The following is a 25,019-nucleotide window of genomic DNA, read 5'->3' as shown; positions in this document are numbered from 1 at the left end:
CAGCTTCGAGGAGACCGGGCTCAGCCCACCGAGACGACGGGGGCGCCCGTCGAGGTGTCGCTGGCCGGCATCTCGGCTGCGAGGCGGTTGGCCTCGGCGATGAGGGTCGCGACGATCTCGGACTCCGGCACGGTCTTGATGACCTCGCCCTTGACGAAGATCTGGCCCTTCCCGTTGCCGGATGCCACACCCAGGTCGGCCTCTCGCGCCTCACCGGGGCCGTTCACGACGCAGCCCATGACGGCGACGCGCAACGGAACGCTCATGCCCTCGAGGCCATCGGTCACGTCGTTCGCGAGCTTGTACACGTCGACCTGCGCGCGGCCGCAGCTCGGGCAGGAGACGATCTCGAGCTTGCGCTCGCGGAGGTTCAGGGACTGGAGGATCTGCAGGCCGACCTTGACCTCCTCGACGGGCGGTGCACTGAGGGAGACGCGGATGGTGTCGCCGATGCCCTCGCTCAGCAGGATGCCGAACGCCGTCGCGCTCTTGATCGTGCCCTGGAACGCCGGTCCGGCCTCGGTCACGCCGAGGTGCAGCGGCCAGTCGCCGCGCTCGGCGAGCAGCCTGTAGGCCTTCACCATGATGATCGGGTCGTTGTGCTTCACCGAGATCTTGAAGTCGTGGAAGTCGTGCTCCTCGAACAGGCTCGCTTCCCAGACCGCGCTCTCGACCAGAGCCTCCGGCGTGGCCTTGCCGTACTTCTGCAGCAGGCTGGGCTCGAGCGACCCGGCGTTCACGCCGATGCGGATCGAGACCCCGGCGGCCTTCGCCGCGGCGGCGATCTTGCCGACCTGGTCGTCGAACTTGCGGATGTTGCCGGGGTTGACGCGCACGGCGGCACATCCGGCGTCGATGGCCTGGAACACGTAGTTGGGCTGGAAGTGGATGTCGGCGATCACCGGGATCTGGCTCTTCTTGGCGATGATCGGCAGCGCCTCGGCGTCGTCGCGGCTCGGCACGGCGACACGCACGATGTCGCAGCCGGATGCCGTGAGCTCGGCGATCTGCTGCAGGGTCGCGTTGATGTTCGGTGTCGGCGTCGTGGTCATCGACTGCACGCTCACCTGGGCGTCACCGCCGACGAGCACCTTGCCGACCTTGATCTGGCGGGACTTGCGTCGCGGGGCCAGGACTTCGGGGACTTTGGGCATTCCGAGATTCACAGCGGGCACGATGCAATCCTACGCGGGGCTCGCTGGACACCGGCTCGATGCCGGCATTCCCGGCGCCGGAGGCTAGACGCAGCCGTCGACGTAGAACGGCAAAGGGGCGGCGACGGAGAGCACGGATTCCGCGCCGGGCTCATGCGCCAGCACGACGGCGATCTGCGTCGGCTGCACGGGATCGTCGGCCAGCTCGGCCGCGGGCCCCGTGCACTCGGACGGATTCGCCGTGACGTCGGATGCCGCCGCGACGGTCTCCCAGGCGTCGCCGGCTGCGTAGCCCTGCGCCGTGGTCAGAGCGACGCCGCCGTTGTCGGCCGCATCGAAGTACACGGCGAGGTTCGGCCAGACGAGACTGCCCTGCAGCCCCTTCTCGGTGCGCATGGCCTCGTCGTACTGGCGTTCGTCGATGGTGACGGAGCCCCAGCTGTGCAGGACGCCGGCCGGAGCATGGCTGGTCGCCGGATAGGCCTCGTCCACCGGGTCGGTGCCGAACAGGCCGGTCAGGGTCGCGACGGCGTCTGCTGCAGCGCCCAGGTAGTCGATCTCGGCGACGACGGAGTCATCGGCCGAGCGCAGTTCGAGCACCGTGGGCCTCGCGACGAGGGCCACGACGCTCTCGAGCGGGTCGGCGACCGTCGGCTCCGGCGTCGGGGTGCTCGTCGCCGTCGGCAGGGGCGCAGGGACGGCTTCGGGCGACCCCGTCTGCTCCGCACCACTGCCGCCGCCGCACCCGACCAGGGTGGCCAGTGCCACCGCCGCGATCGTGCCGAGCATCAGTGTCCGCAGTACAGGCACGCGCCATCCCCTTCGTCAGCGGATCGCGACCGAGCCGCATCCGTCGATGAATGATGGCAGAGCGGAGACGATCCGTGCGCACGGCGCGTTATCGTCGAAGGAGGCCGCCGCTGGCCTCACAACGAAGGAGTTGCGATTCATGAGCACGACCCAGGTCGTCATCCTGTCCGGTTCGCGTACCCCGCAGGGCCGGGTGAACGGCCAGTTCGCCGCCCTGTCGGCGGTTCAGCTGGGCACCATCGCCATCCGCGATGCCATCGAGAAGTCAGGCGTCGACGTGAACGACATCGACCAGGTGCTGATGGGCCAGGTGCTGCAGGCGGGTGCCGGCCAGAACCCGGCCAAGCAGAGCGCCGTCGCGGCGGGGATCCCGTGGCGCGTGCCGGCCATGACGCTCAACAAGGTGTGCCTGTCCGGCCTCGCCGCCGTGATCGACGCCGCCAGGCTGATCCGGTTGGGAGAGGCATCCGTGGTCGTGGCCGGAGGCCAGGAATCCATGACCAACGCACCGCACCTGCTGCCGGGATCGCGTCGCGGCTGGGCCTACGGCGACGTCACGATGATCGACCACGCCGCCTTCGACGGACTGACGGATGCCTTCGACAAGGTCTCGATGGGCGCATCGACCGAGCAGCACAACGGCCCGCTGGCGATCAGCCGCACCGACCAGGACGCCGTGGCGGCAGCCTCGCACCAGCGCGCCGGAGCCGCCGCCGAGGCGGGCGTCTTCGATGACGAGATCGTCGCGGTCAGCGTTCCGCAGCGCAAGGGCGACCCCGTCGTCGTCACCAGCGACGAGGGCGTCAGGCCCGGTTCGACCGTCGAGTCGCTCGCGGCCCTGCGCCCGGCTTTCGCCTCCGACGGCACGATCACGGCCGGCAACTCCTCGCCGCTCTCCGACGGAGCGAGCGCTCTCGTCGTGGCGAGCCGCGACTATGCGGAGGCGCACGGCCTCAGCTGGCTCGCCGTGATCGAGGCGTCGGGCCACGTGGCCGGCCCTGACAACTCCCTGCACTCGCAGCCGTCGAACGCCATCGCCGCCGCCCTCTCCCGCCAGGGCTGGGACGCGTCGCAGCTCGACCTCGTCGAGATCAACGAGGCCTTCGCGGCTGTCGCCGTGCAGTCGACGCGCGACCTCGGCATCGACGCCGAGGTGGTCAACGTTCACGGCGGTGCCATAGCGCTCGGGCACCCGATCGGCGCCTCCGGAGCACGCCTCGCCCTGCACGCCGCTCACGAGCTCGCTCGTCGCGGCTCCGGGCGTGCCGCCGTCGCCCTCTGCGGAGGCGGCGGTCAGGGCGACGCGCTGCTGCTGTCGCGCTGATCGCCGAACGCCGGCGGCGCGAGGCCGACTGATCGACCGCCGGCGGCCGGACTCAGGTGAGGTCGCGCAGGCGCGCGGCCACGCCCTTGTCGGCGCCGGCTCGCCGCTCGGAGCCCACGGCGATCACGAGGAGTACGGCACCGGCCGTCGCCAGGGTGATCCACCACGGCAGCGACTGGATGTCGCGACCGAGCTGGACGGCGAAGACCAGCACGTTCTCGACCGGGAGCACCACGAGTCCGATGATGAACGGGGCGGCCAGCCTGCGCCGTGCCCCGATGAGGATCGCCACCAGGGCGATGGCTATCACCAGGATGGCGCGCCACGTTGTCGGGTCCGTGACGGTCGCGAGCATAGACGGCACCAGGAGCACGACGAGACCGGGACCGAGCAGACGCCACGATCCGCTGAAACCCATCGGCCAGGAGTTCAGGCTGACGCGGGCGCCGGGTGATGCTGGTGCGGGCGCCTCGGGCGCTCCGTCCGTCGGCCGCATGGCCACGACTCCGGCCAGCAGCAACGCGAGGCCGAGCGGGACCGAGTAGCCCTCGACGCGCAGGATCTCGCGCTCACTCCACGACGCGACTGCGGTGCACCACGCCACGAACCACAGGAACCAGACCGGAGGCAGCGTGGTCGCATGCGAGCGGGCCCGGGCGGCCGCGACCACGACGAGCACCAGCAGGAGCATGGCGAGGGTCCAGAGCGTCCAGATCGAGAAGGCATCCGGCCTCACTGCAGCCATCGGACCGACGGCGAGGTAGACGGATGCCGCCGCGTAGACCCAGCGCGAGAGCCTGCCCGAGCGCACCAGGAGCCGGCCCGACGCCCCGGACAGCAGGCAGGCCGCAACGGCGTAGCCCAGCACCAGGAGCATGAGCTGCGCGGCACCGGCACCGGGTGGCGGATCGAGCTCGAGACCGTAGCGGATGCCCTGCACGGCACCCGCCCCGGCGGCCGCGATGGCGATCACGGCCACGGGGAGGCCGAGTGAGGAGAGCCTGGTGCCGGGTTCTCCGACGGGACGGGTGACGAGGACCACGAACACGAGCAGCAGCACCGCGGCGCCGAGCAGTGCCGCGGTGCGCCAGGGGAAGGCCGCGTCGGGTCCTGAACCCGCGACGGCGAGAGCGGCGAGGGACGGGACGACGGCACTGGCGAAGCCCGTCGTCGCCAACGGCACCCCGCGCCGACCGCGGGCGACAAGGATCGTGCCGACGAGGGCCGCCACGATCGCCGGCGGCAGCACGTACGGTTCGATGACGTCGATTCCGGCGATGGCCCAGCGGCACCACAGCGCCCCGGTCCAGGCCGCCGCCGCGATCCACCAGCCGTAGCGGCGCACCCAGAGCCCGGTCGCTGCTGCGCCGATCCCGATGACGAGCAGCACCACGAACGCCGTCTCGAGTCCGGCGACCCCGACCAGGGCGATGAGCACGGCCAGTGCTCCGGTGAGCAGTGCCGAGCCCTCGATGGCGAGCCGCACCGCACGGGCCTCCCGGCGGGGCGAGCCGGCGTTCTCGAGCGCGCCCTGGATGACGCCGGTGCTCGGGAGCACCGCGGCGACGATCACGGCGATGATCGGCAGAGCGACGGGCGAACCGCTGGTCGGGAGCAGCGCAGCACACAGGCAGACGACGACCACGGCGAGCGCCGGGACGATGACGGCGGCTGCGATGGCTCGCACGATGACGGTGAGGCCCGGCCGGCGCGTCGTGGTGAGGGCGAGCGCGAGCAACGCCGTGACCCCGGTCGAGAGCGCGGTCCAGGCGCTCCGCTCCTGCACGACGCCGGCTATGCCGATGAGGAACGGCACGCTCGTGACGATGAGGACCGCGTACCAGGTCCCAGGTCGGAGCCAGCGCGTCAGGGTGGCGGCGAGAGCGGCCAGCGCGGCGACCGTGGTGGTGAGGCAGAGGACGGGGATCGTGTCGAGGCCGGCGAGGTCGAGAGCCAGAGCCGTGACGACGAGGGCGTAGGCGAACCCGACGCCCATGTGCGCCGGTCGCAGCCTCACCGGCACTGTGTGGGCGATCAGCACGGCGAGTGCGGAGGCGACGGTTCCGGCCACGACCGTCAGGACCTGGTCCGACCAGGACAGGACGACGGCGAGCACCAGCACCGTGTGGGCGCCGACGATCCCCGGCAGTCGCAGCGCGAGCCGCGAGTCCCGCATCCGCGGGAGGAGGACGAGCACGGCTCCGGCCGCGGCGGCCAGGGCGAGTGCCGACGCGACCTGCGCCCACGGCAGCAGTGGCGACCAGGTCGGGAACGTGATGACGCCGATCGACGCGATCCAGCGGGCGAGTACGGGCGCATCGGTCCGGAACGGCCAGGCCTCGGCCCTGCTCAGACGGGCAGCGGCCCAGATCGCGACTCCGACGGCGATCAGGCCGAGCACGGCCGCCAGCTGCTCGAAGGCGAAGCCGTCGATCGACAGGTCCAGGAACGTGAGGTCGGAGGCTGCGGTGCTGGCATCCCGGACGCCGGAGGTGACGGTGACGGTGACGACGGCGGCGATGGCACTGCCCAGTGCGATCGCCGCAGCGGGTACGGCGAACAGCAGCGTCGTGACGAGCGCGCCGGCGCGCAGCGGCATCCGAACGACTGATGTCGTCATCGGCACGACGCTGATGGCGACGAGCACGACTCCCCCGGCCGCCGGGACGAGGGCGGGCCACCACCGTCCGTCTCCGAGCTCCGGTGCCAGGACCAGGACCGCGAGGGCGGAGGCGCTCAGCACTCCCGCGGCAGCACTCCAGAACCGCGGCATGCCTGTGCGAGCGCTCAGGACGGCGATGGCGGCGAGACCCGCATACGCGGCAGCAACGCCGACGGCGCCGGCGCCGGTGTCGGCGGAGCCCGAGAGCGCGACGTACGGCGCCTGTCCGACGACCACGACGACGGCGAGCAGTTGCAGCACCTGGAGCGAGATGCGCTCGGTCTCGAGTGCGCTGGCGAACCTGCCGCGGAGGCGCGCAGCGACCCCGTGCAGCGCCACCGCCGCGAAACCGACGCCGAGGTGCCCGACCACCGCCCATCCTGGCTCGTGGCCCGCGTACCCGAGGAAGGCCGGCACGACGGCCAGTCCCATCACTCCCGCCCACAGCCAGGTGCGCACGCGCACGATTCCGGCGACGACGATCATGGTCCCGGATGCCACGAGGAGTCCGAGCGCTGCGAACCACCAGGCGCTCACGCTCGTCGGCGCGAGCTCGGAGAACGCCCAGACGTCGAGGGCGACGAACACCATCCCGAGACCGCCGATCGCCTCCGAGGAGAAGGTGAGATCGCGCCGGGCCAGCAGCCAGGCGCCTCCGAGGAACGCCGCCGTCATGACGGCGATGATGATGGTGCGAGCACCGAAGCCGAGGTCGGGGTTGAGGAAGGTGAACACTATCGCCGCGACCGCGACCAGGCCGGCTCCGGCGACGGCGAGCACGGACTGCAGGCTGATCTGGGAGTCGAAGCCGACCGCCGCAGCCCCGACGGGCGCGTTGACGGGGCGGGCCGGAGCGCCGCGGACTACGGTGGAGGCAACCGTCGCGACAGCGACGCTCGGTGCGGCTGCGACCGGCGCTGCTGCTGGCGACGGCACGGCATCCGGGATCTCCGCGATCGACGTGGCGCGGTGCTCGATCGCGAAGGCGGCCCTCTGCGACCAGTCCCACGCGCTCCGCGCCGCCACGCTCCCGAGGTCGGCCCGGCAGGCGGGGCACACGGCCACGCCGGCGACGGAGGCTCCGCAGCGCGGACAGATCGTGGGGTCGAGCAGGTATCGTGCGGCGTCGTCGCTCCAGGCCATGCGGGCGAGCCTACTGGCGGCGAGTGCCCGGAGCCGCTGCCGACACCACGCCGGTGCACAGAGTCAGGGCTGGCCCTGAGCGTCAGCCGAAGATGTTGATGGGCTTGACGATGTCGGCGTAGACGAGGAGCACGCTCATCCCGCCGAGGATGATCACGACGGCGAAGGTGAGCGGCATCAGCTTGGCGATGTCGACGGGGCCGGGATCGGGCCGGCCGCGCAGCTTGGCGAAGCCCCTCCGGATCGCCTCCCACAGCGCACCGGCGATGTGGCCGCCGTCGAGCGGCAGCAGCGGCACGAGGTTGAACACGAACAGGGCGATGTTGAGCGAAGCGATCAGGCCGATGAGGCTGGCGGCCTTCGACTGCAGCGGGATGGTGTCGATCGACGCGATCTCCCCGGCGACGCGGCCGACTCCGACGACGCTGATCGGGCCGTTCGGATCGCGCTCCCCCGACCCGAAGGCCGCGTTGGCGATGTCGACCATGCGCTGAGGCAGGTTGATGATGATGTGGGCGACCCCGGCGATGTTGTCGCCGACGGCCGGGAGCACCGCCGTCGGCGGCTGGGGCACGAGCTCGCTCGCCGGCCCGATCCCCACGAAGCCGTAGGTCGCCGTCTCGGGCTCGCCGTCGGCGTCGAGCACGTTCTTGCCCGCGGCGTCGTAGACGTAGCGCTCGGCCGAGAGCGGCGTCACGGTCAGGGTCTTCTCGGCACCGTCGCGCTCGACGACGACCGTGAGCGCGGTGCCCGACGAGTCGCGGATGACGGCCGTGGAGTCGTCCCAGCTCGTGACGGGCTCACCGTCGATGGAGACCAGCCTGTCGCCGGGCCGGATGCCGGCGGCCGCCGCCGGCGATGCGGCATCGCTCGACTCGCAGGTCTGGCGCGCACTGGTCGCCGGCAGCACGCAGGCGGAGACGCTTCCGATGGTGGTCGAGGCCTGGGCCGTGCCGAACCCCATGAGGAGCACGCCGAAGAGCACGACGCCGATCACGAGGTTCATGAACGGGCCGCCGAACATGATGATGATGCGCTTCCACACCGGAAGCAGGTAGAAGGCGCGGTGCTCGTCGCCCTCGGTGATGGTCTCGGCGCTCGCGGCCCTGGCATCGGCCGCCATCCGTCCGAAGTAGCCGCTCTTCTCGGCCTCGCGGGCGTCGATCGCGTCGTCGAACGACTCCGTGAGCGGGCCGGAGTCGGTGCGTCCCTCCTGCACGAGGGTCTGGAAGAAGCCGGTGCCGCCCTCACGCACCTTCTCGCCCTTGTGCGGCGGGAACATGCCGATCATCGAGATGTACCCGCCGAACGGGATCGCCTTGACTCCGTACTCGGTCTCGCCGCGCCGCTTGGAGAAGATGGTCGGGCCGAAGCCGATCATGTACTGCGTGACCTTGACCCCGAAGAGCTTCGCCGGCACCAGGTGCCCGATCTCGTGCAACGCGATGGAGACGGCGAGGCCCAGCGCCACGATGACGACGCCGAGGATGAAGGGCAGCACGGTTTCCACTCGCTCAGAGTAGCCGCGTGAAGCTTGGAAGGGGCTGGTGGCCGGCTGGGTGCATTCGCTACGGTCGACGGATGCGTCGACTCATCGTGGGGCACGGACTGATCGGCTCGCTCCTCGCCCGGGAGCTCGTGGCCCGCGGCGATGACGTCGTGGTCGCCACGCGCGACGGGAGGGCCGTGCCCGGAGCGGAATCAGCCGTCGCCGATGCGTCGGATGCGGCGTCCCTCGGTGCCGCGGCGAATGGAGCCGACACGATCTTCCTGGTGACGAATCCGCGCTACGACCAGTGGCCTCAGCTGTGGCCGCCGATCTTCGAGGCCGCCGTCGCCGCAGCTGCGGCATCCGGAGCCGCACTCGTCGTCATGGGCAACCTCTACTCCTACGGCGATCCGCATGGACCGATGAGCGAGACGACTGCTGAGGCGACCACCGAGGCCAAGGGGATGGTGCGCCGCGACGGTTGGGCGCTGGTGCGCGGCGCCACGGAGAGCGGAGTGATCCGCGGCGTCGAGGTGCGCGCGAGCGACTACTTCGGGCCGGGCGCCGGGCGCAACGCCCACCTCGGCAGCGACTTCTTCGCACCCGTGCTCGCGTCGAAGACGGCCAGCATCGTCGGGGGTCCCGACGCGCTGCACAGCTGGAGCTACCTGCCCGACATCGTCGCGACTCTCATCGCCGCGACCGAGTACGACGGAGCGTGGGGCCGCGTCTGGCATGTTCCGAGCGGCGAGCCGCGATCCCGCTCGGACATCGTCGCCGAGGTGAACGCCGGCTGGGGTTCGCAGGGGCGCATCCGTCCGTATCCGACGGTCGTGCTGAAGGCGATCGGCCTCGTCAACGGCGAGATCCGCGAGATCGTGGCGTCGAGCCACCAGTTCCGCACGCCGTTCGTCATCGACTCCACGGAGACGGAACGACTGCTCGGAGTGCGTGCGACGCCGTGGCCGGAGGCGCTGCGTGCGACCGTGGAGTCCGTGCGCTCTGCAGGCTGAGCCTGCTGACCCGAACCAGCTCGCTCGGCCTCAGCCCGCTCGGCCTCAGCCCGCTCGGCCTCAGCCCGCTCGGCCGGCGATGATGCGATCCGCCGCTGCCCGGGCGTTCAGCTCAGCCTGGGCCAGGGACTCGCGGGTGATGGCACCCGACTCCGGGGCGTGGGCGTCGACGACCCGCTCGACGGTGTCGACGATGTCGAGGAAGCCGATCCGGCCGGCGTGGAAGGCGTGCACGGCCTGCTCGTTGGCGGCGTTGAAGACGGCGGGGTAGGTGCCGCCGGCACGTCCGACCCTCTTGGCCAGCGCGACGGCGGGGAACGCCACCTCATCGAGCGGGGCGAAGGTCCAGCTGTGCGACTGCGTCCAGTCGAGCGGAACGCCGACGCCGGCGACGCGATTGGGCCAGTCCAGTCCGAGGGAGATGGGCAGCCGCATGTCGGGGGGCGACGCCTGCGCGATGGTCGAACCGTCGGCGAACTCCACCATCGAGTGGATGACCGACTGCGGATGCACCGTCACCTCGATCCTGTCGTACGGCACGTCGAAGAGCAGGTGCGCCTCGATGACCTCCAGGCCCTTGTTGACGAGGGTGGCCGAGTTGGTGGTGACGACGAGGCCCATGTCCCAGGTCGGGTGGGCGAGGGCGTCGCGAGGGGAGGCATCCGCCATCTCCGATCGGCTGCGACCGCGGAACGGGCCTCCGGATGCCGTCAGCACGAGGCGGCGCACCTCGGACGGCGTGCCGGCCAGAAGGGCCTGGGCAATGGCCGAGTGCTCGGAGTCCACCGGCACGATCTGGCCCGGCGCCGCCACGGCCTTCACCAGTTCGCCGCCCACGATGAGCGACTCCTTGTTGGCGAGGGCGAGGACACGACCCGACTCGAGCGCGGCCAGGGTGGGCCCGAGTCCGATGGAGCCCGTGATGCCGTTGATGACGACGTCGGCGTCGACAGTGCGCACGAGCTGCTCCGCCTCCACCTCGCCGAACGCCGTGTGTTCGACGCCGAAGGCGGCGGCCTGCTCGGCCACGAGGGACCGGTTCGACCCGGCGGCGAGCCCCACCACCTCGAACCTGTCGCGGTTGGCGCCGATGACGTCGAGAGCCTGCGTTCCGATGGAGCCCGTCGAGCCGAGGATGATGATCCGCTTCACCTGCGTCACTCTACGCGTGCGCGGGACATGCTCACCGGCGCATGTATTTCGGACTACGGTGAACGGATGGCCGAGGAGGACACGACGACAGCGCAGCCGATCCATCGGCCCGGTTTCGTCTACGCCCTGTGCAAGGCATTGCTCTGGCCGGTCGTGTGGCTGTACTTCCGTCCGCGGGTCAGCGGCCGGAAGAACGTTCCCCGTACGGGCCCGGTCATCTTCGCCAGCAACCACCTGTCGTTCATCGACAGCATTGCCATTCCCAGCGTGGCGCCGCGGCGCCTGCAGTTCCTGGCCAAGTCCACCTACTTCGAGGGCAGCGGCATGGGCGGTGCCATCACGCGCTGGTGGTTCACGTCCATCGGCGTCGTGCCCGTCGAACGCGGGGCAGGGGCCAGCGGGCAGGAGTCGCTCGACATCGGCCGGCGCATCCTCGAGTCCGGCGGCGCGTTCGCGCTCTACCCCGAGGGAACGCGCTCGCTCGACGGACGCCTCTACAAGGGACGGACGGGAGTCGCCTTCCTCGCGCTCACGACGGGCGCGACCGTGGTTCCCGTCGGCCTGCTGGGAACCGAGAAGATCCAGCCGGTCGGCACGAAGTTCCCTCGCCCGCACCGCTTCACCGTCGCGTTCGGCGAACCCCTCGACCTGAGCGTGCACGGCGGTCCCGACTCCGGCCGGGCACGGCGGCACGCGACGGACGAGATCATGGCGGCCATCCACGCGCTGAGCGGCCAGGAACTGGCCAACGCCTACAACGAGTCTCCGCAGCACGGTGTGGCCAAGCTCGTCGACCGTGTGCTTCCGCGCGAGCGTCGCTGAGGCATCCGTCAGCCGTCGCGGTTAGGGTCGAACGGTGACCAGCCAGCCCCGTTCCCGCCTGCACAGGGTGTTCGCCGTCGCAGCCGCCGTCGTGCTGGGCACGATGATCGTGGCGGGCTCCCCGGTGCCGCCGGCGACAGCCGGATCCCTGCAGGCCTCGGCCGACGGCGTGGTCCGGGCGCTCGGTGCGCCGATCGCGACGTCGACGCAGACCCATACCTTCTATGCCGCGGCCGTCGGTGCCGAGCAGGACGACGGCGATGACTTCGATCCCGGCAGCATCATCAGCGACTACAACTTCTTCAACAGCGCGGCCATGACCGAGCAGCAGGTGCAGGACTTCCTGGACTCGGCACCGTGTCGGCCGCGGGACGACTCGCCGTGCCTGCGCGACTACACCCAGGACACCAGCTTCCAGGCCGCCGTCGAACGAGGTCACTGCGACGCCTACAGGCCCGGGCGTGACGAGTCGGCGGCGCGCATCATCACCAAGGTCGCGAAGGCGTGCGGGGTCAGCCCGCGCGTGCTGCTGGTGCTGCTGCAGAAGGAGCAGTCGCTCATCACCCGCCCGAACGCCTCGGGCTACCTGCGGGCGACGGGCTACGGCTGCCCCGACACCGCCGACTGCGACCGGAAGTACTTCGGCTTCTTCAATCAGGTCTACAACGCGGCCTGGCAGTTCCGCCAGTACACCCAACATCCGGATCGCGCCTACAGGATCGGCTCGGTCCCCGTCGGTTTCAACCCCGACGCGGCGTGCGGGTCGACGGTCGTGTCGATAGCGAACCAGGCCACGGCGAACCTCTACAACTACACGCCGTACCAGCCCAATGACGCCGCCCTGGCCGACCTGAAGGGCGAGGGCGACGGATGCTCCACCCACGGCAACCTCAACTTCTGGCTGCTCTACTCGAAGTGGTTCGGGAGTCCGGACACCGAGCCGTATCCGACCGTCTTCGGCCCCTGCGCCAACCTGACCGGCGGTCAGGCCTGCGAGCCGCCACGCTGGGTGCTCGACGACGTCGACGCACAGCCGATGGCCTCAGCTCGCTGAATCCCGGCTCGACGGGAGGACCGCCTCAGCGGCCGGCCCGCGCCCGATAGGTGCGCGCCTTGGCCCTGTTGCCGCAGACTCCCATCTCGCACCAGGTGCGTGAGCCGTTGCGCGAGCGGTCGTAGAACGCCCAGGCGCAGTCGTGCGCGAAGCAGAGCTTGACCCGCCGGAGCCTGCCCTGGATGGCGAGGGTCACGGCGTTGGCCAGCACGGCCTCGGCGACGGTCTCGGGCTCCAACGTGACGGAACGCGCCGAGACGCCGATGCGCACCGGCAGGCCCGGCAGCTCGGCGTCGCCGCCGCTGGCGATGGTGCGGAGCGCGTCGCGCAGTTCGCGCACCTGCTCGAGGTCGCCGGCGACCAGTCCGCGTCCGGCTGCCCACTCGTCCAGGCCCGTCAGCGTCGCCAATTCGTCGGTGACGTACTCGACATCCAGGCTGTTGAGGAAGTCGACGACGAGGCCCTCCAGGGGGACCGGGTCGGAACCGTCATCCGTCAGCACATCTCCGCCATCAGTCATCTAACCACTGTACAACGAATACCGGTTACGGTACCGTCGTAACTATCAATTCGATATAGCCGGTTATTCCTCCTCGGCCCGCATCGGGTCGAGGCAACGGAGCAGACGGAGCGACGACCATGAATCCCCTCATCATCTGGGCCACCCGCGATGTGCGGATGCTCGACCACAGCACCGACGACGAAAAGCTGCGCCACCAACGGGTGCACGACTCCGACGAGCTCACTCCCCTGGAGCGCGACGGACGCTGGGCTGCGGCCATCCACCGCTGGGCCATGCAGGACGAAGCAGCGGCGCTGGCCGACCAGGCCGATGGTGCCCACGAGGTCACGCGGGCGCGGCACTCGTCTCAGCTGCGAGCGCGAGTCTCGGGCTCGTGATGCACCGGGAAGTTCACTGACGCCGCGATGAAGCACAGCCGCGAGGCCTCGTGGTGCAGGCCGGAGGCCAGTTCCACCATCGACGCGTCAGCCACCTCCACGCGCGGGCGCAGGGTGGCCGAGGTGAAGCGACCGCCGCCGTCGTGTGTCTGGACCATAGCGCCTACGGCGTCATCCGTGTAGCCCGTCACGACGACGCCGTTCATGACGGCGACGTGCAGGTACGAGAGCATGTGGCACTGCGCGAGGGCGGCGAGCAGCATCTCCTCGGGGTTCCAGCGGCTGGCATCGCCACGGAACGCCGGGTCGGCAGAACCCTCGATCGCGGTCTTGCCGGATGCCGTCACGAGGTGCTCGCGGCCGTAGTCCCTGTAGCCGCTCGTGCCAGTCCCCCTGTCGCCGCGCCACTCGACTGTGACGGCGTAGTGGTGGTCGAAATCCATGGCCTGTGCTCCCTGCTGACGGTCTCCTCGTCGAGGATAAGCTGGAGCCACCATGACTTCCATCTCCCTCGACACCCCGCCCTCCGTTCCGCAGGAGCGCAGCATCGTCACGGCCATCCCCGGCCCGAAGTCGCAGCAGCTGCACGCACGCCGCCTGGCCGTGGTCTCCACCGGCGTCTCCTCGACGCTCCCGGTCTACATCGAGAGGGCGAACGGCGCCATCCTCGTCGACGTCGACGGCAACAGCTTCATCGACTTCGGCGCCGGCATCGGCGTGACGACGGTTGGCCACACCGAGGCGAGCGTCGTGGCCGCGGCCACCGGCCAGCTGCAGGACGTGATCCACACGCTGTTCACCATCACGCCCTACGAGGAGTACGTGCGCGTCGCCGAACTCCTGGCCGAGCACACTCCCGGCGACTGGGCCAAGAAGAGCGTCCTCGTGAACTCGGGGGCCGAGGCCGTCGAGAACGGGGTCAAGATCGCCCGCAAGTACACCGGCCGCCGCGCCGTCGCGGTGCTCGATCACGCCTACCACGGCCGGACGAACCTCACGATGGCCATGAACTATAAGGCGATGCCCTATGCGACCGGCTTCGGCCCCCTCGTCGGCGACGTGTACCACGCTCCGAGCTCCTACCCCTATCACGACGGCCTCAGCGGCGCCGAGGCCGCAGCCCGCACGACAGCGTGGCTCGAGAAGGTCGTCGGCGCCTCCGACCTCGCCTGCCTCGTCGTCGAGCCCATCCAGGGCGAGGGCGGCTTCATGGTTCCCGCCGACGGCTACCTGCCCGCCCTGCAGGAGTGGTGCACGGCCAACGGGGTCGTGCTCATCGCCGATGAGATCCAGTCGGGCATGGCGCGCACCGGACGGTACTACGCCAGCGAGCACTTCGGCCTCGAGCCCGATCTGGTGCTCACGGCCAAGGGCATCGCCGGCGGCCTGCCGCTGGCCGCCGTCACAGGTCGCGCCGAGATCATGGACTCGGCCCAGCCCGGCGGACTCGGAGGCACCTTCGGCGGCAACCCCGTCGCCTGCGCCGCCGCCGTCGCCGTGTTCGAGGCCATCGAGGACAACAAGCTCCTCGCCGAGGGCGCTCGGATCGAGAAGACCCTCACCGCCGGCCTCGAGGCCCTCGCCGCGAAGTACGACATCATCGGCGAGATTCGCGGACGCGGCGCCATGATCGCGATCGAACTCGTGCAGCCCGGCACCGGCACCACGACGAAGGAGCCGAACGCCGCCGCGGTGAATGCGATCACCGCCTACGCCGCCCAGCACGGCGTGCTGTTCCTCAGCGCCGGCACCTACGGGAACGTGCTGCGCTTCCTGCCGAGCCTGGCCGTCTCCGACGAGCTCATCGCCGACGGGCTCGCCGTGCTCGACGACGCGTTCGCGCAGCTGTCCTGACCGTGGCCGAGACATTCCAGGTCGACGATTCGGTCGAGGTCGCCGTGGTCGAGCGCAGCGGCTTCATCGAGTCGCGTCACGCCGGATCCGCCATCGTGCTCTCCCCCGCCGGCGACATCGTGCGCACCCTCGGAGACGTGGCATCGCCGGTCTTCCCCCGGTCGGCGCTGAAGCCGTTCCAGGCCGTCGCGGTCATGTCGAGCGGGCTCACCCTCCGGGGAACCGACGCCGCCATCGCCACGGCGAGCCACTCGGGCACGGCGCGGCACGTTGACCTCGTGCGCGGCGTCCTGGCTCGCGCCGGGGTGCCGGAATCGGCGCTGGCATGCCCCGACGCCTACCCGCAGGACACGGCGGCGCGCGATGCCGTGGTGCGCGCGAACGGCGCGAAGTCTCCGCTGTACATGAACTGCTCGGGCAAGCACGCGGCCATGCTCGCGGCCTGCGCGGTGAACGGCTGGCCGCTCGACGGCTACCTCGACATGGAGCATCCGCTGCAGAAGCGGATCCTCGACATCGTCGAACGCTTCACCGGCGAGCGACCTGCCGCCACCGGGATCGACGGATGCGGTGCTCCCGTGCACGCGATCTCGCTCACGGCCCTCGCCCGCGGCATCCAGCGCGTCACGACGTCGACGCCGTCGTCGCCGTTCGCCATCTACCGCGAGGCCGGCGCGCTGACCGAGGCCGTGCGCGAGCATCCGTGGGTCATCGCCGGTCCTGGGCTGGGCGATTCCATCACGATCGAACGGCTCGGCGTGTTCTCCAAGTACGGGGCCGAGGGCAGCATCGTCATGACCGCACCCGACGGCACGACTGTCGCGGCCAAGGTGCTCGACGGGAACGTCCGCGTCGTGCATGCCGTCGCCTTGAGGCTGCTGGTGCAGGCAGGGGCGCTCGACGCCGCAGCCGTCACGCCCGTGCTCGACGAGCTCGACCTCTGGGTCACCGGCGGTGCGGACAGGGTGGGTCGCATCCGCGCGACGGTCTAGGGCTCCGCGGCTCGCCGAGAACCTAGCCCTTCGCCAGCCTCCTGCGCCTCGCCGCCTGCGAGATCTGCGCGATGAGCACGAGCGCTATGGCGAACAGGAAGACGGCCGACGCTATGACGTTGGCCTCGGCCGGGATGCCGCGCGCCGCCGAGATGTAGATGTACTTCGGGAAGGTCATCACGGATCCGGAGTTGAAGTTCGTGATGATGAAGTCGTCGAAGCTCAGGGCGAAGGCGAGCAGCGCCGCAGCGATGATTCCGGGCAGCAGCAACGGGAACGTGACCCGCAGGAACACCTGCGTCGGTGACCCGTAGAGGTCGCGTCCCGCCTCCTCGAGCGCCGGATCGAGGCTCGCGACGCGCGCCTTCACCGTGACCACGACGAAGCTGATGCAGAACATCGTGTGGGCGATGATGATCGTCAGCATGTCCTTCGGCACCCCGAAGGCCAGGAACTGGGCCGCCAGGCCCGCACCGAGCACGACCTCGGGGGTCGCCATCGGCAGGAACAGCAGCAGGCTGATGCCGGAGCGCGCCCGGAACCTGTAGCGCACGATGGCGATGGCGATCATGGTGCCGAGGATCGTGGCGACGACCGTGGCGACGACGCCGATGATGATGCTGTTCCCGAACGCCTCGCAGACGGCGCCGTTCTGCACCGCGCACACGTTGAGCCACTTGTCGAGGGTGAAGCCCCGCCAGGAGATGTTCGACTTGATCGAGTCGTTGAAGCTGAACACCAGCGTGTAGACGATCGGGACGAGCAGGAAGATGAACGCCAGGATCGCGTAGGCGGGCAGGATCCAGCTGCTGAGCGACGGTCGACGTGGACGGGTGTTGCGCGACGGCCTCGCCGTCTCGGAGTTCTCGCTCTCGAAGAGCCCCGCGACGACGGCGCCGGCCTGTCCCTCACCGCTCACAGCAGGTCCTCCGTTCCGCTTCGCTTCACGTAGATGCCGACGATCACCAGGATCACCGTCATCAGGATGATCGACAGCGCTGCCGCCGCCGGGTAGTTGAGCAGGACGAGGAAGTTCGCCTCGATCACGTTTCCGATCATCTGCGTGTCGGCTCCTCCGAGGAAGTCCCGGCTGGCGTTGACGTAGTCGCCGGCCGCCGGGATGAAGGTGAGCAGCGTTCCAGCCACGATGCCCGGCATCGACAGCGGGATGGTGACCTTGCGGAACACGTGGAACGGGCTCGCGTACAGGTCGCTGCCGGCCTCGAGGTACCTGGTGTCGAGTCGTTCGAGGGTCGTGAACAGCGGCAGGGTCATGAAGGGGATGAAGTTGTACGTCAGGCCGAAGATCACGGCGGCGGGAGTGCCCGTGAAGTGCGCATCCGGAGCCATCAGCGACAGGGCCTTGAGGCTCGTGATCACGAACGACTCGTCGGAGAGCAGTTGCTTCCACGCCAGGGTGCGCAGCAGGAAGCTGATGAAGAACGGGGCTATGACCAGCACCAGCATCAGGCTCTGGAGCAGGGGCCATCGCCGCGCCTTCACTCCGATGAAGTAGGCCAGCGGATAGCTGAACGCCAACGCGAACACCGTGGCGGCCAGGGCGTAGCCGAAGGAGCGCAGGATGTGCGGCCAGTAGTCGGAGACGACCTGCACGTAGTTCTGCCAGTTGAAGGCGTAGTCGTACTGGCCGATGTCGCCGTACTCCCGCGGCACCTGCAGCGAGGTGAGCACCAGCGAGACCAGCGGCGTGAGGAAGAACAGCACCAGGTACAGGATGCCGGGAAGCAGCAGGAACAGCGCGATGCGACTCTTCTTGCGCGGAGCCGGCTCTGCCGTGACGGCCGAGCTCGAGAAGGCGGCGAAGGCCACGGGCGTCCCCTAGTCCTCGAGTTCGGCGATGAGGGCCTCACGACGCTGCGCCGCGATCGACTTGGTGTCGGTGTCGCCGATGAAGCGCACCACCTCGTCGGGAACGTCGGAGAGACCGAAGGAGTGCTCGACGTTCCAGCTCACCCAGACGTCGTCGCCCACATGGCTGATCGGTCCGAACTCGCGGTTCTGCGAGAAGACGATGATGGTGCCGGCTCCGGGCACGGCGACCAGGTACTGCGTGCTCACGCCCGAGAACGACACGTCGATGACGCGACCGGGACCGAGCACGTTCCGTCCGGAGTCCGCGCCAGGGGCATCGCGGTGGATCGCGAGCTTCTCCGGCCTGACCCCGACCGTGACGGCACCGGTGTGACGTTGCGCCCTGGCGACGGGGACGGCCACGCGGATGCCGGCGACGTCGACGGCGACGACAGTGGACGTGGTCTCCGCCACTGTGCCGGTGAACAGGTTCGACTGGCCGAGGAAGTTCGCCACGAATGCCGTGTGCGGCAGTTCGTAGAGGGCCTCGGGGGCGCCCATCTGCTCGATCTGGCCCTTGTTCATCACCGCGACGGTGTCGGCCATGGTCATGGCCTCCTCCTGGTCGTGCGTGACGTGCAGGAAGGTCAGGCCGACCTCCTCCTGGATGGTCTTGAGCTCGAGCTGCATCTGGCGTCGCAGCTTGAGATCGAGGGCGCCGAGAGGCTCGTCGAGCAGCAGCAGTGCCGGCCGGTTGACGATGGCGCGGGCCAGGGCGACCCGCTGCTGCTGGCCGCCGGAGAGCTGCTGCGGCTTGCGCGCGGCGAGGTGGTCGAGTTCGACGAGCCTGAGCGCCTCGTGCGCCCGGTTGACGGGGTCGGAGACCTTGCGTCGCCGCAACCCGAACGCGACGTTCTCGAGGATCGTCATGTGCGGGAACAGCGCGTAGCTCTGGAACACGGTGTTCACCGGACGCTGGTGCGGTTTCGTGGCCGTGACGTCCTTGCCGCCGATGAGGATGCGCCCCGCCGTCGGCTCCTCGAGGCCCGCCACGAGACGGAGAGTCGTGGTCTTGCCACATCCGCTCGGTCCGAGGAGGGCGAAGAAGGATCCGGCCGGGATCTCGAGGTTCAGGTCGTCGATGGCGGTGAAACCGGGGAACCGCTTCTGGATGCCGACGAGGGTGAGGTCGGCACCGCTGTCGGCGAACTGCGACGCTGCCATGTCAGGCTCCCAACAGGATGGCCTGGAACTCGGCCTGGTACTTCTGCTCCTCGGCACCGCTCAGCGTGCGGAACACGTGGGCCTTCGACAGGGTCGTCTCATCGGGGAAGATGAGCTGGTTGTCGGCGAGCTCGGGGTCGATGGCCGCCGCAGCCTCCTTGGCGCCGACGACGGGCGTGATGTAGTTCACCCACGCGGCCACCTCGGCGGCGACCTCGGGCTCGTAGTAGTAGTTGATGAGCTTCTCGGCGTTGGCCTTGCGCGGCGAACCGATGGGGATGAGGAAGTTGTCGTTCCACAGGGTTCCGCCGTCGGTCGGGAGGGCGAACTCCCACTTGTCCCCGGCCTCGGCGTTGATCACCGTGATGTCGCCCGACCAGCAGATGGCGGCCAGGGTGTCCTCGCTCTTCAGGTCCTCGAGGTAGGCGTTGCCCTTGATGTTGCGGACCTGGCCGCTGGAGACCTGCTTCTGGAGCTCGTCGATGGCGGCGGAGAACTCGTCGTCGCCCCAGTCGCCGCTGATGTCGACGCCCTGCTCGAGCATGATCAGGCCCATGGTGTCGCGCATCTCGGAGAGGACCCCGACGCGACCCTTGAGCGACGGGTCCCACAGGTCGGCGACGGAGGCCAGGCCGCCCGGCACCTTCTCCTTGTTCCAGCAGATGCCGGCGAAGCCGCCTTGCCAGGGGAGGCTCATCTTGCGGCCGGGGTCGAAGTCGACGTCCTGCAGCGACGGCGTGAGGTTCTTGCTGTTCGGGATGTTCGCCAGGTCGAGGGGCTGGGTGTAGCCGAAGCGGATCCAGCGGGCGACCATCCAGTCGGTGAGGCACACGGTGTCGGCGCCGATGTCCTGACCGAGGGCGAGCTGGTCCTTGACCTTGCCGTAGTACGAGTTGTTGTCGTCGACGGCCACGTCGTAGTTGACCTTGATGCCGGTCTCCTTGGTGAAGGCATCCAGGGTCGGGTAGTTGCCGGCGTCGTCCTCATCGATGTACGCGGCCCAGTTCGCCCAGTTGAGGGTCTTGTCGCTGTCGGAGGTGTCAGCCGCCGCCGTCGGCTTCGCTGACCCACCCGTCGAGCAGGCGGCGAGCGCGAGCGCCGTGGCACCGGCGCCGGCTCCCGACAGCAGGGCACGCCTGTTCAACTGCGAGCTCTTCGCCTGGGCGATGAGGGATCGGATCATCGGATCAGCGGGCAGCTCACGGGGCTTCACAGGCGTACTCCTTCACGGGTGGCACAGAACAGGTGGTACTCGTCTCGCGGCCCGCGATCGTTGCGGGTGGGTCGATATTCGCACACTGCAGGCGCCTAAGCACGGTTTGGTAACCAAATCGTTCATTTCGGCGCGGATTCCGCACGAATCCAGCACTTGCAGGGACGTTAAAAGCATGTTTCCGATAGTTCGACGCGCGTGTCGCTGGGTAGGCTGAACTGCGGGACAAGGGCGTCCCGTCAACGAAGGAGCGGTATGAGAGTCGCAGTCCCCACAGAGATCAAGAACAACGAGTTCCGGGTCGCCATCACCCCGGCCGGTGTGCACGACCTGGTCGGTCAGGGCCACGAGGTGTACATCCAGTCCGGCGCCGGAGCCGGTTCATCGATCAGCGACGAGGAGTATCGCGCCGCCGGAGCGGAGCTCCTTCCCGATGCAGCATCCACGTGGGCCATCGCCGATCTCCTGCTCAAGGTCAAGGAGCCGATCGAGAGCGAGTACGCGTACTTCCGTGACGGGCTGCTCCTGTTCACCTACCTGCACCTCGCCGCCGAGCCCGAGCTCACCGACGCCCTGCTCGCCTCGGGCGTCACGGCCATCGCCTACGAGACCGTCCAACTGCCTGGTCGGCAGCTCCCCCTCCTCGCCCCGATGAGCGAGGTGGCCGGACGCCTCGCCCCCATCGTCGGCGCCAACGCGATGCTGAAGCCGAACGGCGGACCGGGCCTGCTCGTTCCCGGCGTCCCGGGGACCGCCCCGGCCCGGGTCACCATCCTGGGCGGCGGCGTGGCCGGCACGAACTCCCTGCAGATCGCGATGGGCCTGGGCGCCGAGGTGACCGTGCTCGACACCAACCTGTTCAGGTTGCGCGAGCTCGACGCCCTCTACGGCGGCCGCATCCGCACCATCGCGTCGAACAGCTTCGAGATCGACAAGGCCGTCGTGGAGGCCGACCTCGTGATCGGTTCAGTCCTGCTGCCGGGTGCCAAGGCGCCGAAGCTGGTCAGCAACGAACTCGTCTCCCGGATGCGTCCGGGCAGCGTGCTGGTGGACATCGCCATCGACCAGGGCGGATGCTTCGCCGACTCCCGTCCGACGACCCACGCCGATCCGACCTTCACCGTGCACGGGTCGCTGTTCTACTGCGTGGCCAACATGCCCGGCGCGGTGCCGCGCACCTCGACCTATGCGCTGACGAACGCGACCCTGCCCTACGTGCGTTCGGTCGCGAACGCCGGCTGGCGTTCGGCGCTGCTCGCCGACCCGGCGCTGGCCCTGGGACTCAACATCCACGCCGGCGGGGTCTACAACGCCGGTGTGGCCGCCGCCAACGGACGCGCGGCCCTGGCCCCGGCTGCTGCGCTCGGCTGAGCTGCTCCCCGACGCCGACCGATCGGCGAACGGGGATCGGTCGGCATCCGTCACTCCTCGATCCTGGCGCGATGGATGCCGCCATCGGGGCCGAGCACCCAGACGTGCCCGGCACCCGGGCGGAGCGGCGGCGGAAGTTCCCGCAGCCTGGTGAGCTGACGCACCTCACTCGTGCTGCAGCCGTCGAACACGACCGTCGAGCGTGCGCACAGCGTCGTGAACAGCACGGGTTGGGCCTGCCAGGCGTCGGGACGACCCACGAGGATGGGCTCCGCCGGCGCCGCTCGCATCTCCAGGTCACTCCGTGCTCCAGCATGAAGCTGCAGGATCTCACGGCCCGGAGCGAGGCGCGCGAGCCGGCCGGCGAGCTGCTCGGGTCTGGGCGACACCGCGAGCAGCGGACCACCCGTCGCCAGGATCGGCGGCTTCGCGGCAGCGACAGGCCGCTCGACGGCTGCGTTCGGCGCAGCACCGGCATGCGACCGCCCGTCGGGAGCGAGCACCTGCAGCCTGACGCCCTGCCACACGCCCCGGCCCGGCGGGGCATCGGGGTCCCAGAGCTCGGCCGGGGCGCCGGCGAGGGCGTGCTCGCTGCGATCATCGGTGCGCAGCACGATGGCGCCGCCGAACAGGCCGGTCAGCGAACCGAGGCCGCTGGCACGACGGGCGGCGACCACCACCCGCACAGCACCGTCGTGGAGCAGCACGGTGAGGCGCTCCGTCGCAGCCTGGCGGTACTCGAGCTCCCAGCGGGTGGTCACCGCATCCCAGTCGTCGAGGAGCAGCAGGCCGTCCCGGGCGTGCTCGGCACGTTCCAGGGCGTCCCAGGTCTCCTCGACATCGGCTGGGACGACGACGGCGCCCGGGGTCTCGGCCGCGATGCGGGACAGGAGGGCGGTGCGGCCGGATCCCCCGCTGCCCTGGACGATCAGGGCACGGCCCGACCACCGGGCCACGGGCTGGTCCTGGAGGGCCGGTCGGTCGAGTACCCCGATCGCGACGCCTGGACGTGACGGGGCCTCACGGGCCATCGCGGCCAGGAAGGCCGGGTGGTCGGTGCCGAGGACTGCCGGCAGCGGCGGCAGCCACGGGCGCCACGGACGTCGCTGACCGGCATCCGGTGCCAGCCCCTCGATGTCGGCGCAGGTGGTGACGGCGAGCTGCGTCTCCTCCACGCTCCCCCGGCGCGCGATCAGACAACGGCCGGGGAGCGCGGCCGGGATGCGTGCGGCCGCCGGGGTCGAGATGAACGCCGCGCTGTCGGCGCCGTCGATCACGCGCAGGCTGATGCGCAGCGCGCAGTTGGCCAGCAGCGCCTCGCGCACGACGCCGGCCGGTCGCTGCGTGCACAGGATGAGGTGCAACCCGAGCGAACGCCCCCTGGCGGCGATGTCGGCGAAGAGGGCGTGCATTCCCGCCTCGGCCTCGAGCAGGGCGGCCAACTCGTCGACGACGATGACGAGTCGCGGAAGGGCTGCTGCGTCGCCGCCCGCGCCGCTGACGAGGGCGTCGATGCTGCTCACCCCCGCTGCGGCGAGCACGGCCTCGCGTCGCCTCATCTCGGCGCGCAGGCTCTCCAGCACGCGGCGGGCGAGCGGCGCATCCAGGTCCGTCACCACCCCCACACAGTGCGGCAGCCCGCCGAGGGCCGTCCCGGTGGCACCACCCTTGAAGTCGACGAGCAGGAAGGCGAACTCCGATGGACTGCGCCCTGCCGCCATCGCGGCCATCCAGGTGACGAGCAGCTCGCTCTTGCCGCTGCCCGTCGTGCCGCCGACGACGGCGTGCGGGCCGTCGGCGACGAGGTCCATCGCCACCGGGCCCGCCGCGCCGATCCCGATCACGCAGCGGAGCCCGGCGCCGCCGCGCTGCTCGAGGGCGGCGAAGGACACCGTTGCCGGCACTGATACCCCCGCCGTGCGGCGTGCGAGCAGCGCGAGGATGCCGGCGTGGGCCCCGGCCTGCTCCCGGCTCACCAGTTCCGGCACCAGCCTGGCCCCGGTACCGTCGCTCGACCTCACGATCTCGGCGTCGACGGCACTGCGCACGACGAGGATGGTGCCGCAGCCCGGCGGCAGCACGGCGACTGTCGGCGCACCGGCGAGCACGACCGATCGTGCCCGTCTGCCCTCGTCGACTCTCGCCTGGACGGCGGGTGACCGGCCCGTGTCCGAGGCCTGCAGGACGACGAGGGTCGGCATGGCGCCGCCCGACTCCGCCGTCGCGGAATCGGTCGATGCGACGCGATCATTCACCGAGTGCGGAAGCTCGGCCGCCCACTCCCACTCGGGCGTGCCGGGAGTGCTGACGCGGAGGGCGCCCGGCGGCACGGCATCGACGAGCTGGAGCAGCAGTCCGCGGAGCACGGCCCGAACGAGAGGCTCCGGCCCGACGACCCCGACGCCTGCCGACGCGTCGACGACGACGGGCATGTCGTCGGCCGTACCCGCTGCCGCCACGACCTCGGCACGTTCGCGGCCGACGGCATCATCGGGGGCGAGCAGCTCCTGCCCGTCCTCCGCCAGCGCCGGGCACGCGACGGACCCGGTGCCGAGCACGACCGGGCCCAATGCGGATGAACGCCAGCGACGGGCGTCCTCGTCGGCCGCGAAGAACGCGTCACAGGCACTCGGATGCCGCTGCCAGGCCGCTCGGCGCTCCTCCTGCTGCTGCCGGGCGACCCTGTCGGCGAGTGCGGCGATGGCCGTGCTGTGCTCGGCGCGGGCCCTGCGCGACGCAACCCTCGTCGAGCGTGCGGCATCCGCGAGACTCGCGAGGGCGATGACCGGACCCAGGGCCGCGAACAGGAGCATCGAGGGCGAGCCGGTGAGAGTCCAGAGGCCGAGTGCGACGACGACCGGGGCGATGCTCGCGAGCAGCGGGAACGGCGGGCGCTCGGGGCGAGTCGGACGGGGAGGCAGTCGCAGGTGTTCGGCTCGGTACTGCTGATCGGTCACCCCGTGATGGAAGCATCGACGCAGACCCGTCGCGGCGGGGAGGCCGGCATCGGTGCATGCCGCGTCCCCTGCG

General features: G+C 70.2%; 20 protein-coding genes. 8 read left to right on the top strand and 12 right to left on the bottom strand.

What is annotated here, in order from left to right; translation table 11 throughout:
- Positions 1–20 precede the first annotated feature (20 nt).
- Both ispG and ASF30_RS06865 read right to left on the bottom strand, forming a co-directional pair.
- Positions 21–1,175, bottom strand: coding sequence for a flavodoxin-dependent (E)-4-hydroxy-3-methylbut-2-enyl-diphosphate synthase (ispG, locus tag ASF30_RS06870; RefSeq protein ID WP_183060343.1), 1,155 nt, complete (start codon positions 1,173–1,175; stop codon positions 21–23).
- Positions 1,176–1,238: 63 nt separating this feature from the next.
- The gene (locus ASF30_RS06865; RefSeq protein WP_157497054.1) at positions 1,239–1,964 is read right to left on the bottom strand and encodes a hypothetical protein; all 726 of its coding nucleotides are present in this window, start codon (positions 1,962–1,964) and stop codon (positions 1,239–1,241) included.
- A 139-nt stretch (positions 1,965–2,103) separates the two neighbouring features.
- Here ASF30_RS06865 and ASF30_RS06860 point away from each other — a divergent pair, with 139 nt between their 5' ends.
- Positions 2,104–3,288, top strand: a complete 1,185-nt coding sequence (locus ASF30_RS06860) for an acetyl-CoA C-acetyltransferase (protein ID WP_055903737.1) — start codon at positions 2,104–2,106, stop codon at positions 3,286–3,288.
- Positions 3,289–3,340: 52 nt separating this feature from the next.
- Here the strand turns inward: ASF30_RS06860 and ASF30_RS06855 are convergent, their stop codons facing one another.
- Together ASF30_RS06855 and ASF30_RS06850 are read right to left on the bottom strand one after the other, a co-directional pair.
- Positions 3,341–7,093, bottom strand: coding sequence for an SCO7613 C-terminal domain-containing membrane protein (locus ASF30_RS06855; RefSeq protein ID WP_055903734.1), 3,753 nt, complete (start codon positions 7,091–7,093; stop codon positions 3,341–3,343).
- Between the two features lie 82 nt (positions 7,094–7,175).
- Entirely contained in the window at positions 7,176–8,603 is a 1,428-nt protein-coding gene (locus ASF30_RS06850) for a M50 family metallopeptidase (RefSeq protein WP_235480294.1), read from the bottom strand.
- 71 nt (positions 8,604–8,674) lie between these two features.
- On the opposite strand from ASF30_RS06850, the gene ASF30_RS06845 reads away from it, so the two are divergent.
- A complete protein-coding gene (locus tag ASF30_RS06845; protein ID WP_055903731.1) occupies positions 8,675–9,595 on the top strand; it encodes an NAD-dependent epimerase/dehydratase family protein in 921 nt (306 codons plus the stop codon).
- A 60-nt stretch (positions 9,596–9,655) separates the two neighbouring features.
- Here ASF30_RS06845 and ASF30_RS06840 read toward each other — a convergent pair whose 3' ends face one another.
- Complete coding sequence (locus ASF30_RS06840; RefSeq protein ID WP_055904762.1) at positions 9,656–10,747, bottom strand: 1-deoxy-D-xylulose-5-phosphate reductoisomerase; 1,092 nt, start codon at positions 10,745–10,747, stop codon at positions 9,656–9,658.
- A gap of 66 nt (positions 10,748–10,813) precedes the next feature.
- On the opposite strand from ASF30_RS06840, the gene ASF30_RS06835 reads away from it, so the two are divergent.
- Together ASF30_RS06835 and ASF30_RS06830 are read left to right on the top strand one after the other, a co-directional pair.
- Complete coding sequence (locus tag ASF30_RS06835) at positions 10,814–11,569, top strand: lysophospholipid acyltransferase family protein (RefSeq protein WP_055903728.1); 756 nt, start codon at positions 10,814–10,816, stop codon at positions 11,567–11,569.
- Positions 11,570–11,603: 34 nt separating this feature from the next.
- A complete protein-coding gene (locus ASF30_RS06830; RefSeq protein WP_055903725.1) occupies positions 11,604–12,623 on the top strand; it encodes a hypothetical protein in 1,020 nt (339 codons plus the stop codon).
- Positions 12,624–12,648: 25 nt separating this feature from the next.
- Here the strand turns inward: ASF30_RS06830 and ASF30_RS06825 are convergent, their stop codons facing one another.
- The gene (locus ASF30_RS06825) at positions 12,649–13,143 is read right to left on the bottom strand and encodes a CGNR zinc finger domain-containing protein (protein WP_055903723.1); all 495 of its coding nucleotides are present in this window, start codon (positions 13,141–13,143) and stop codon (positions 12,649–12,651) included.
- Between the two features lie 119 nt (positions 13,144–13,262).
- Here ASF30_RS06825 and ASF30_RS06820 point away from each other — a divergent pair, with 119 nt between their 5' ends.
- A complete protein-coding gene (locus ASF30_RS06820; RefSeq protein WP_055903720.1) occupies positions 13,263–13,523 on the top strand; it encodes a hypothetical protein in 261 nt (86 codons plus the stop codon).
- Here ASF30_RS06820 and ASF30_RS06815 read toward each other — a convergent pair.
- Positions 13,493–13,966 carry an OsmC family protein gene (locus ASF30_RS06815; protein WP_055903718.1) on the bottom strand — a complete coding sequence of 158 codons (474 nt, stop codon included), beginning with the start codon at positions 13,964–13,966 and terminating at the stop codon, positions 13,493–13,495. The genes ASF30_RS06820 and ASF30_RS06815 overlap by 31 nt on opposite strands.
- A 52-nt stretch (positions 13,967–14,018) precedes the next feature.
- On the opposite strand from ASF30_RS06815, the gene gabT reads away from it, so the two are divergent.
- Together gabT and ASF30_RS06805 are read left to right on the top strand one after the other, a co-directional pair.
- Positions 14,019–15,377 (top strand): 4-aminobutyrate--2-oxoglutarate transaminase, encoded by a 1,359-nt coding sequence (gene gabT, locus ASF30_RS06810; protein ID WP_055903716.1) that lies wholly within the window; start codon positions 14,019–14,021, stop codon positions 15,375–15,377.
- 2 nt (positions 15,378–15,379) lie between these two features.
- Positions 15,380–16,369, top strand: a complete 990-nt coding sequence (locus ASF30_RS06805; RefSeq protein WP_055903713.1) for an asparaginase — start codon at positions 15,380–15,382, stop codon at positions 16,367–16,369.
- Between the two features lie 22 nt (positions 16,370–16,391).
- On the opposite strand, the gene ASF30_RS06800 is transcribed toward ASF30_RS06805, so the two are convergent.
- The 4 genes from ASF30_RS06800 to ASF30_RS06785 all read right to left on the bottom strand — a co-directional run bounded on the left by ASF30_RS06800 (position 16,392) and on the right by ASF30_RS06785 (position 20,618).
- Positions 16,392–17,171 carry an ABC transporter permease gene (locus ASF30_RS06800; protein WP_121000484.1) on the bottom strand — a complete coding sequence of 260 codons (780 nt, stop codon included), beginning with the start codon at positions 17,169–17,171 and terminating at the stop codon, positions 16,392–16,394.
- 113 nt (positions 17,172–17,284) lie between these two features.
- The gene (locus ASF30_RS06795) at positions 17,285–18,199 is read right to left on the bottom strand and encodes an ABC transporter permease (RefSeq protein ID WP_055903707.1); all 915 of its coding nucleotides are present in this window, start codon (positions 18,197–18,199) and stop codon (positions 17,285–17,287) included.
- A 9-nt stretch (positions 18,200–18,208) separates the two neighbouring features.
- Entirely contained in the window at positions 18,209–19,405 is a 1,197-nt protein-coding gene (locus tag ASF30_RS06790; RefSeq protein WP_055903705.1) for an ABC transporter ATP-binding protein, read from the bottom strand.
- 1 nt (position 19,406) lies between these two features.
- Positions 19,407–20,618: an ABC transporter substrate-binding protein gene (locus ASF30_RS06785; RefSeq protein WP_055903702.1), complete on the bottom strand. Its 1,212-nt coding sequence runs from the start codon at positions 20,616–20,618 to the stop codon at positions 19,407–19,409.
- Between the two features lie 255 nt (positions 20,619–20,873).
- Between ASF30_RS06785 and ald the strand changes: the two genes are divergently transcribed.
- Positions 20,874–21,989 (top strand): alanine dehydrogenase, encoded by a 1,116-nt coding sequence (ald, locus tag ASF30_RS06780; protein ID WP_055903699.1) that lies wholly within the window; start codon positions 20,874–20,876, stop codon positions 21,987–21,989.
- A 50-nt stretch (positions 21,990–22,039) separates the two neighbouring features.
- Here ald and ASF30_RS06775 read toward each other — a convergent pair whose 3' ends face one another.
- Positions 22,040–24,946, bottom strand: coding sequence for an FtsK/SpoIIIE domain-containing protein (locus tag ASF30_RS06775; protein WP_055903696.1), 2,907 nt, complete (start codon positions 24,944–24,946; stop codon positions 22,040–22,042).
- Between the last annotated feature and the right edge of the window lie 73 nt (positions 24,947–25,019).

It is taken from the genome of Leifsonia sp. Leaf264 (assembly GCF_001422325.1).
Classification (GTDB): domain Bacteria; phylum Actinomycetota; class Actinomycetes; order Actinomycetales; family Microbacteriaceae; genus Orlajensenia.
Note: the sequence above shows the minus strand (reverse complement) of the source record. Positions and strands in the feature narration are given on the sequence as shown.

What these genes read in the sequence shown, in the direction of transcription:
- gabT (WP_055903716.1), top strand. Translation starts at nt 14,019, where the DNA reads ATGACTTCCATCTCCCTCGACACCCCGCCCTCCGTTCCGCAGGAGCGC.
- ald (WP_055903699.1), top strand. Translation starts at nt 20,874, where the DNA reads ATGAGAGTCGCAGTCCCCACAGAGATCAAGAACAACGAGTTCCGGGTC.
- ASF30_RS06815 (WP_055903718.1), bottom strand. Translation starts at nt 13,966, where the DNA reads ATGGATTTCGACCACCACTACGCCGTCACAGTCGAGTGGCGCGGCGAC.
- ASF30_RS06825 (WP_055903723.1), bottom strand. Translation starts at nt 13,143, where the DNA reads ATGACTGATGGCGGAGATGTGCTGACGGATGACGGTTCCGACCCGGTC.
- ASF30_RS06820 (WP_055903720.1), top strand. Translation starts at nt 13,263, where the DNA reads ATGAATCCCCTCATCATCTGGGCCACCCGCGATGTGCGGATGCTCGAC.
- ASF30_RS06790 (WP_055903705.1), bottom strand. Translation starts at nt 19,405, where the DNA reads ATGGCAGCGTCGCAGTTCGCCGACAGCGGTGCCGACCTCACCCTCGTC.
- ASF30_RS06835 (WP_055903728.1), top strand. Translation starts at nt 10,814, where the DNA reads ATGGCCGAGGAGGACACGACGACAGCGCAGCCGATCCATCGGCCCGGT.
- ASF30_RS06845 (WP_055903731.1), top strand. Translation starts at nt 8,675, where the DNA reads ATGCGTCGACTCATCGTGGGGCACGGACTGATCGGCTCGCTCCTCGCC.
- ASF30_RS06860 (WP_055903737.1), top strand. Translation starts at nt 2,104, where the DNA reads ATGAGCACGACCCAGGTCGTCATCCTGTCCGGTTCGCGTACCCCGCAG.
- ASF30_RS06855 (WP_055903734.1), bottom strand. Translation starts at nt 7,093, where the DNA reads ATGGCCTGGAGCGACGACGCCGCACGATACCTGCTCGACCCCACGATC.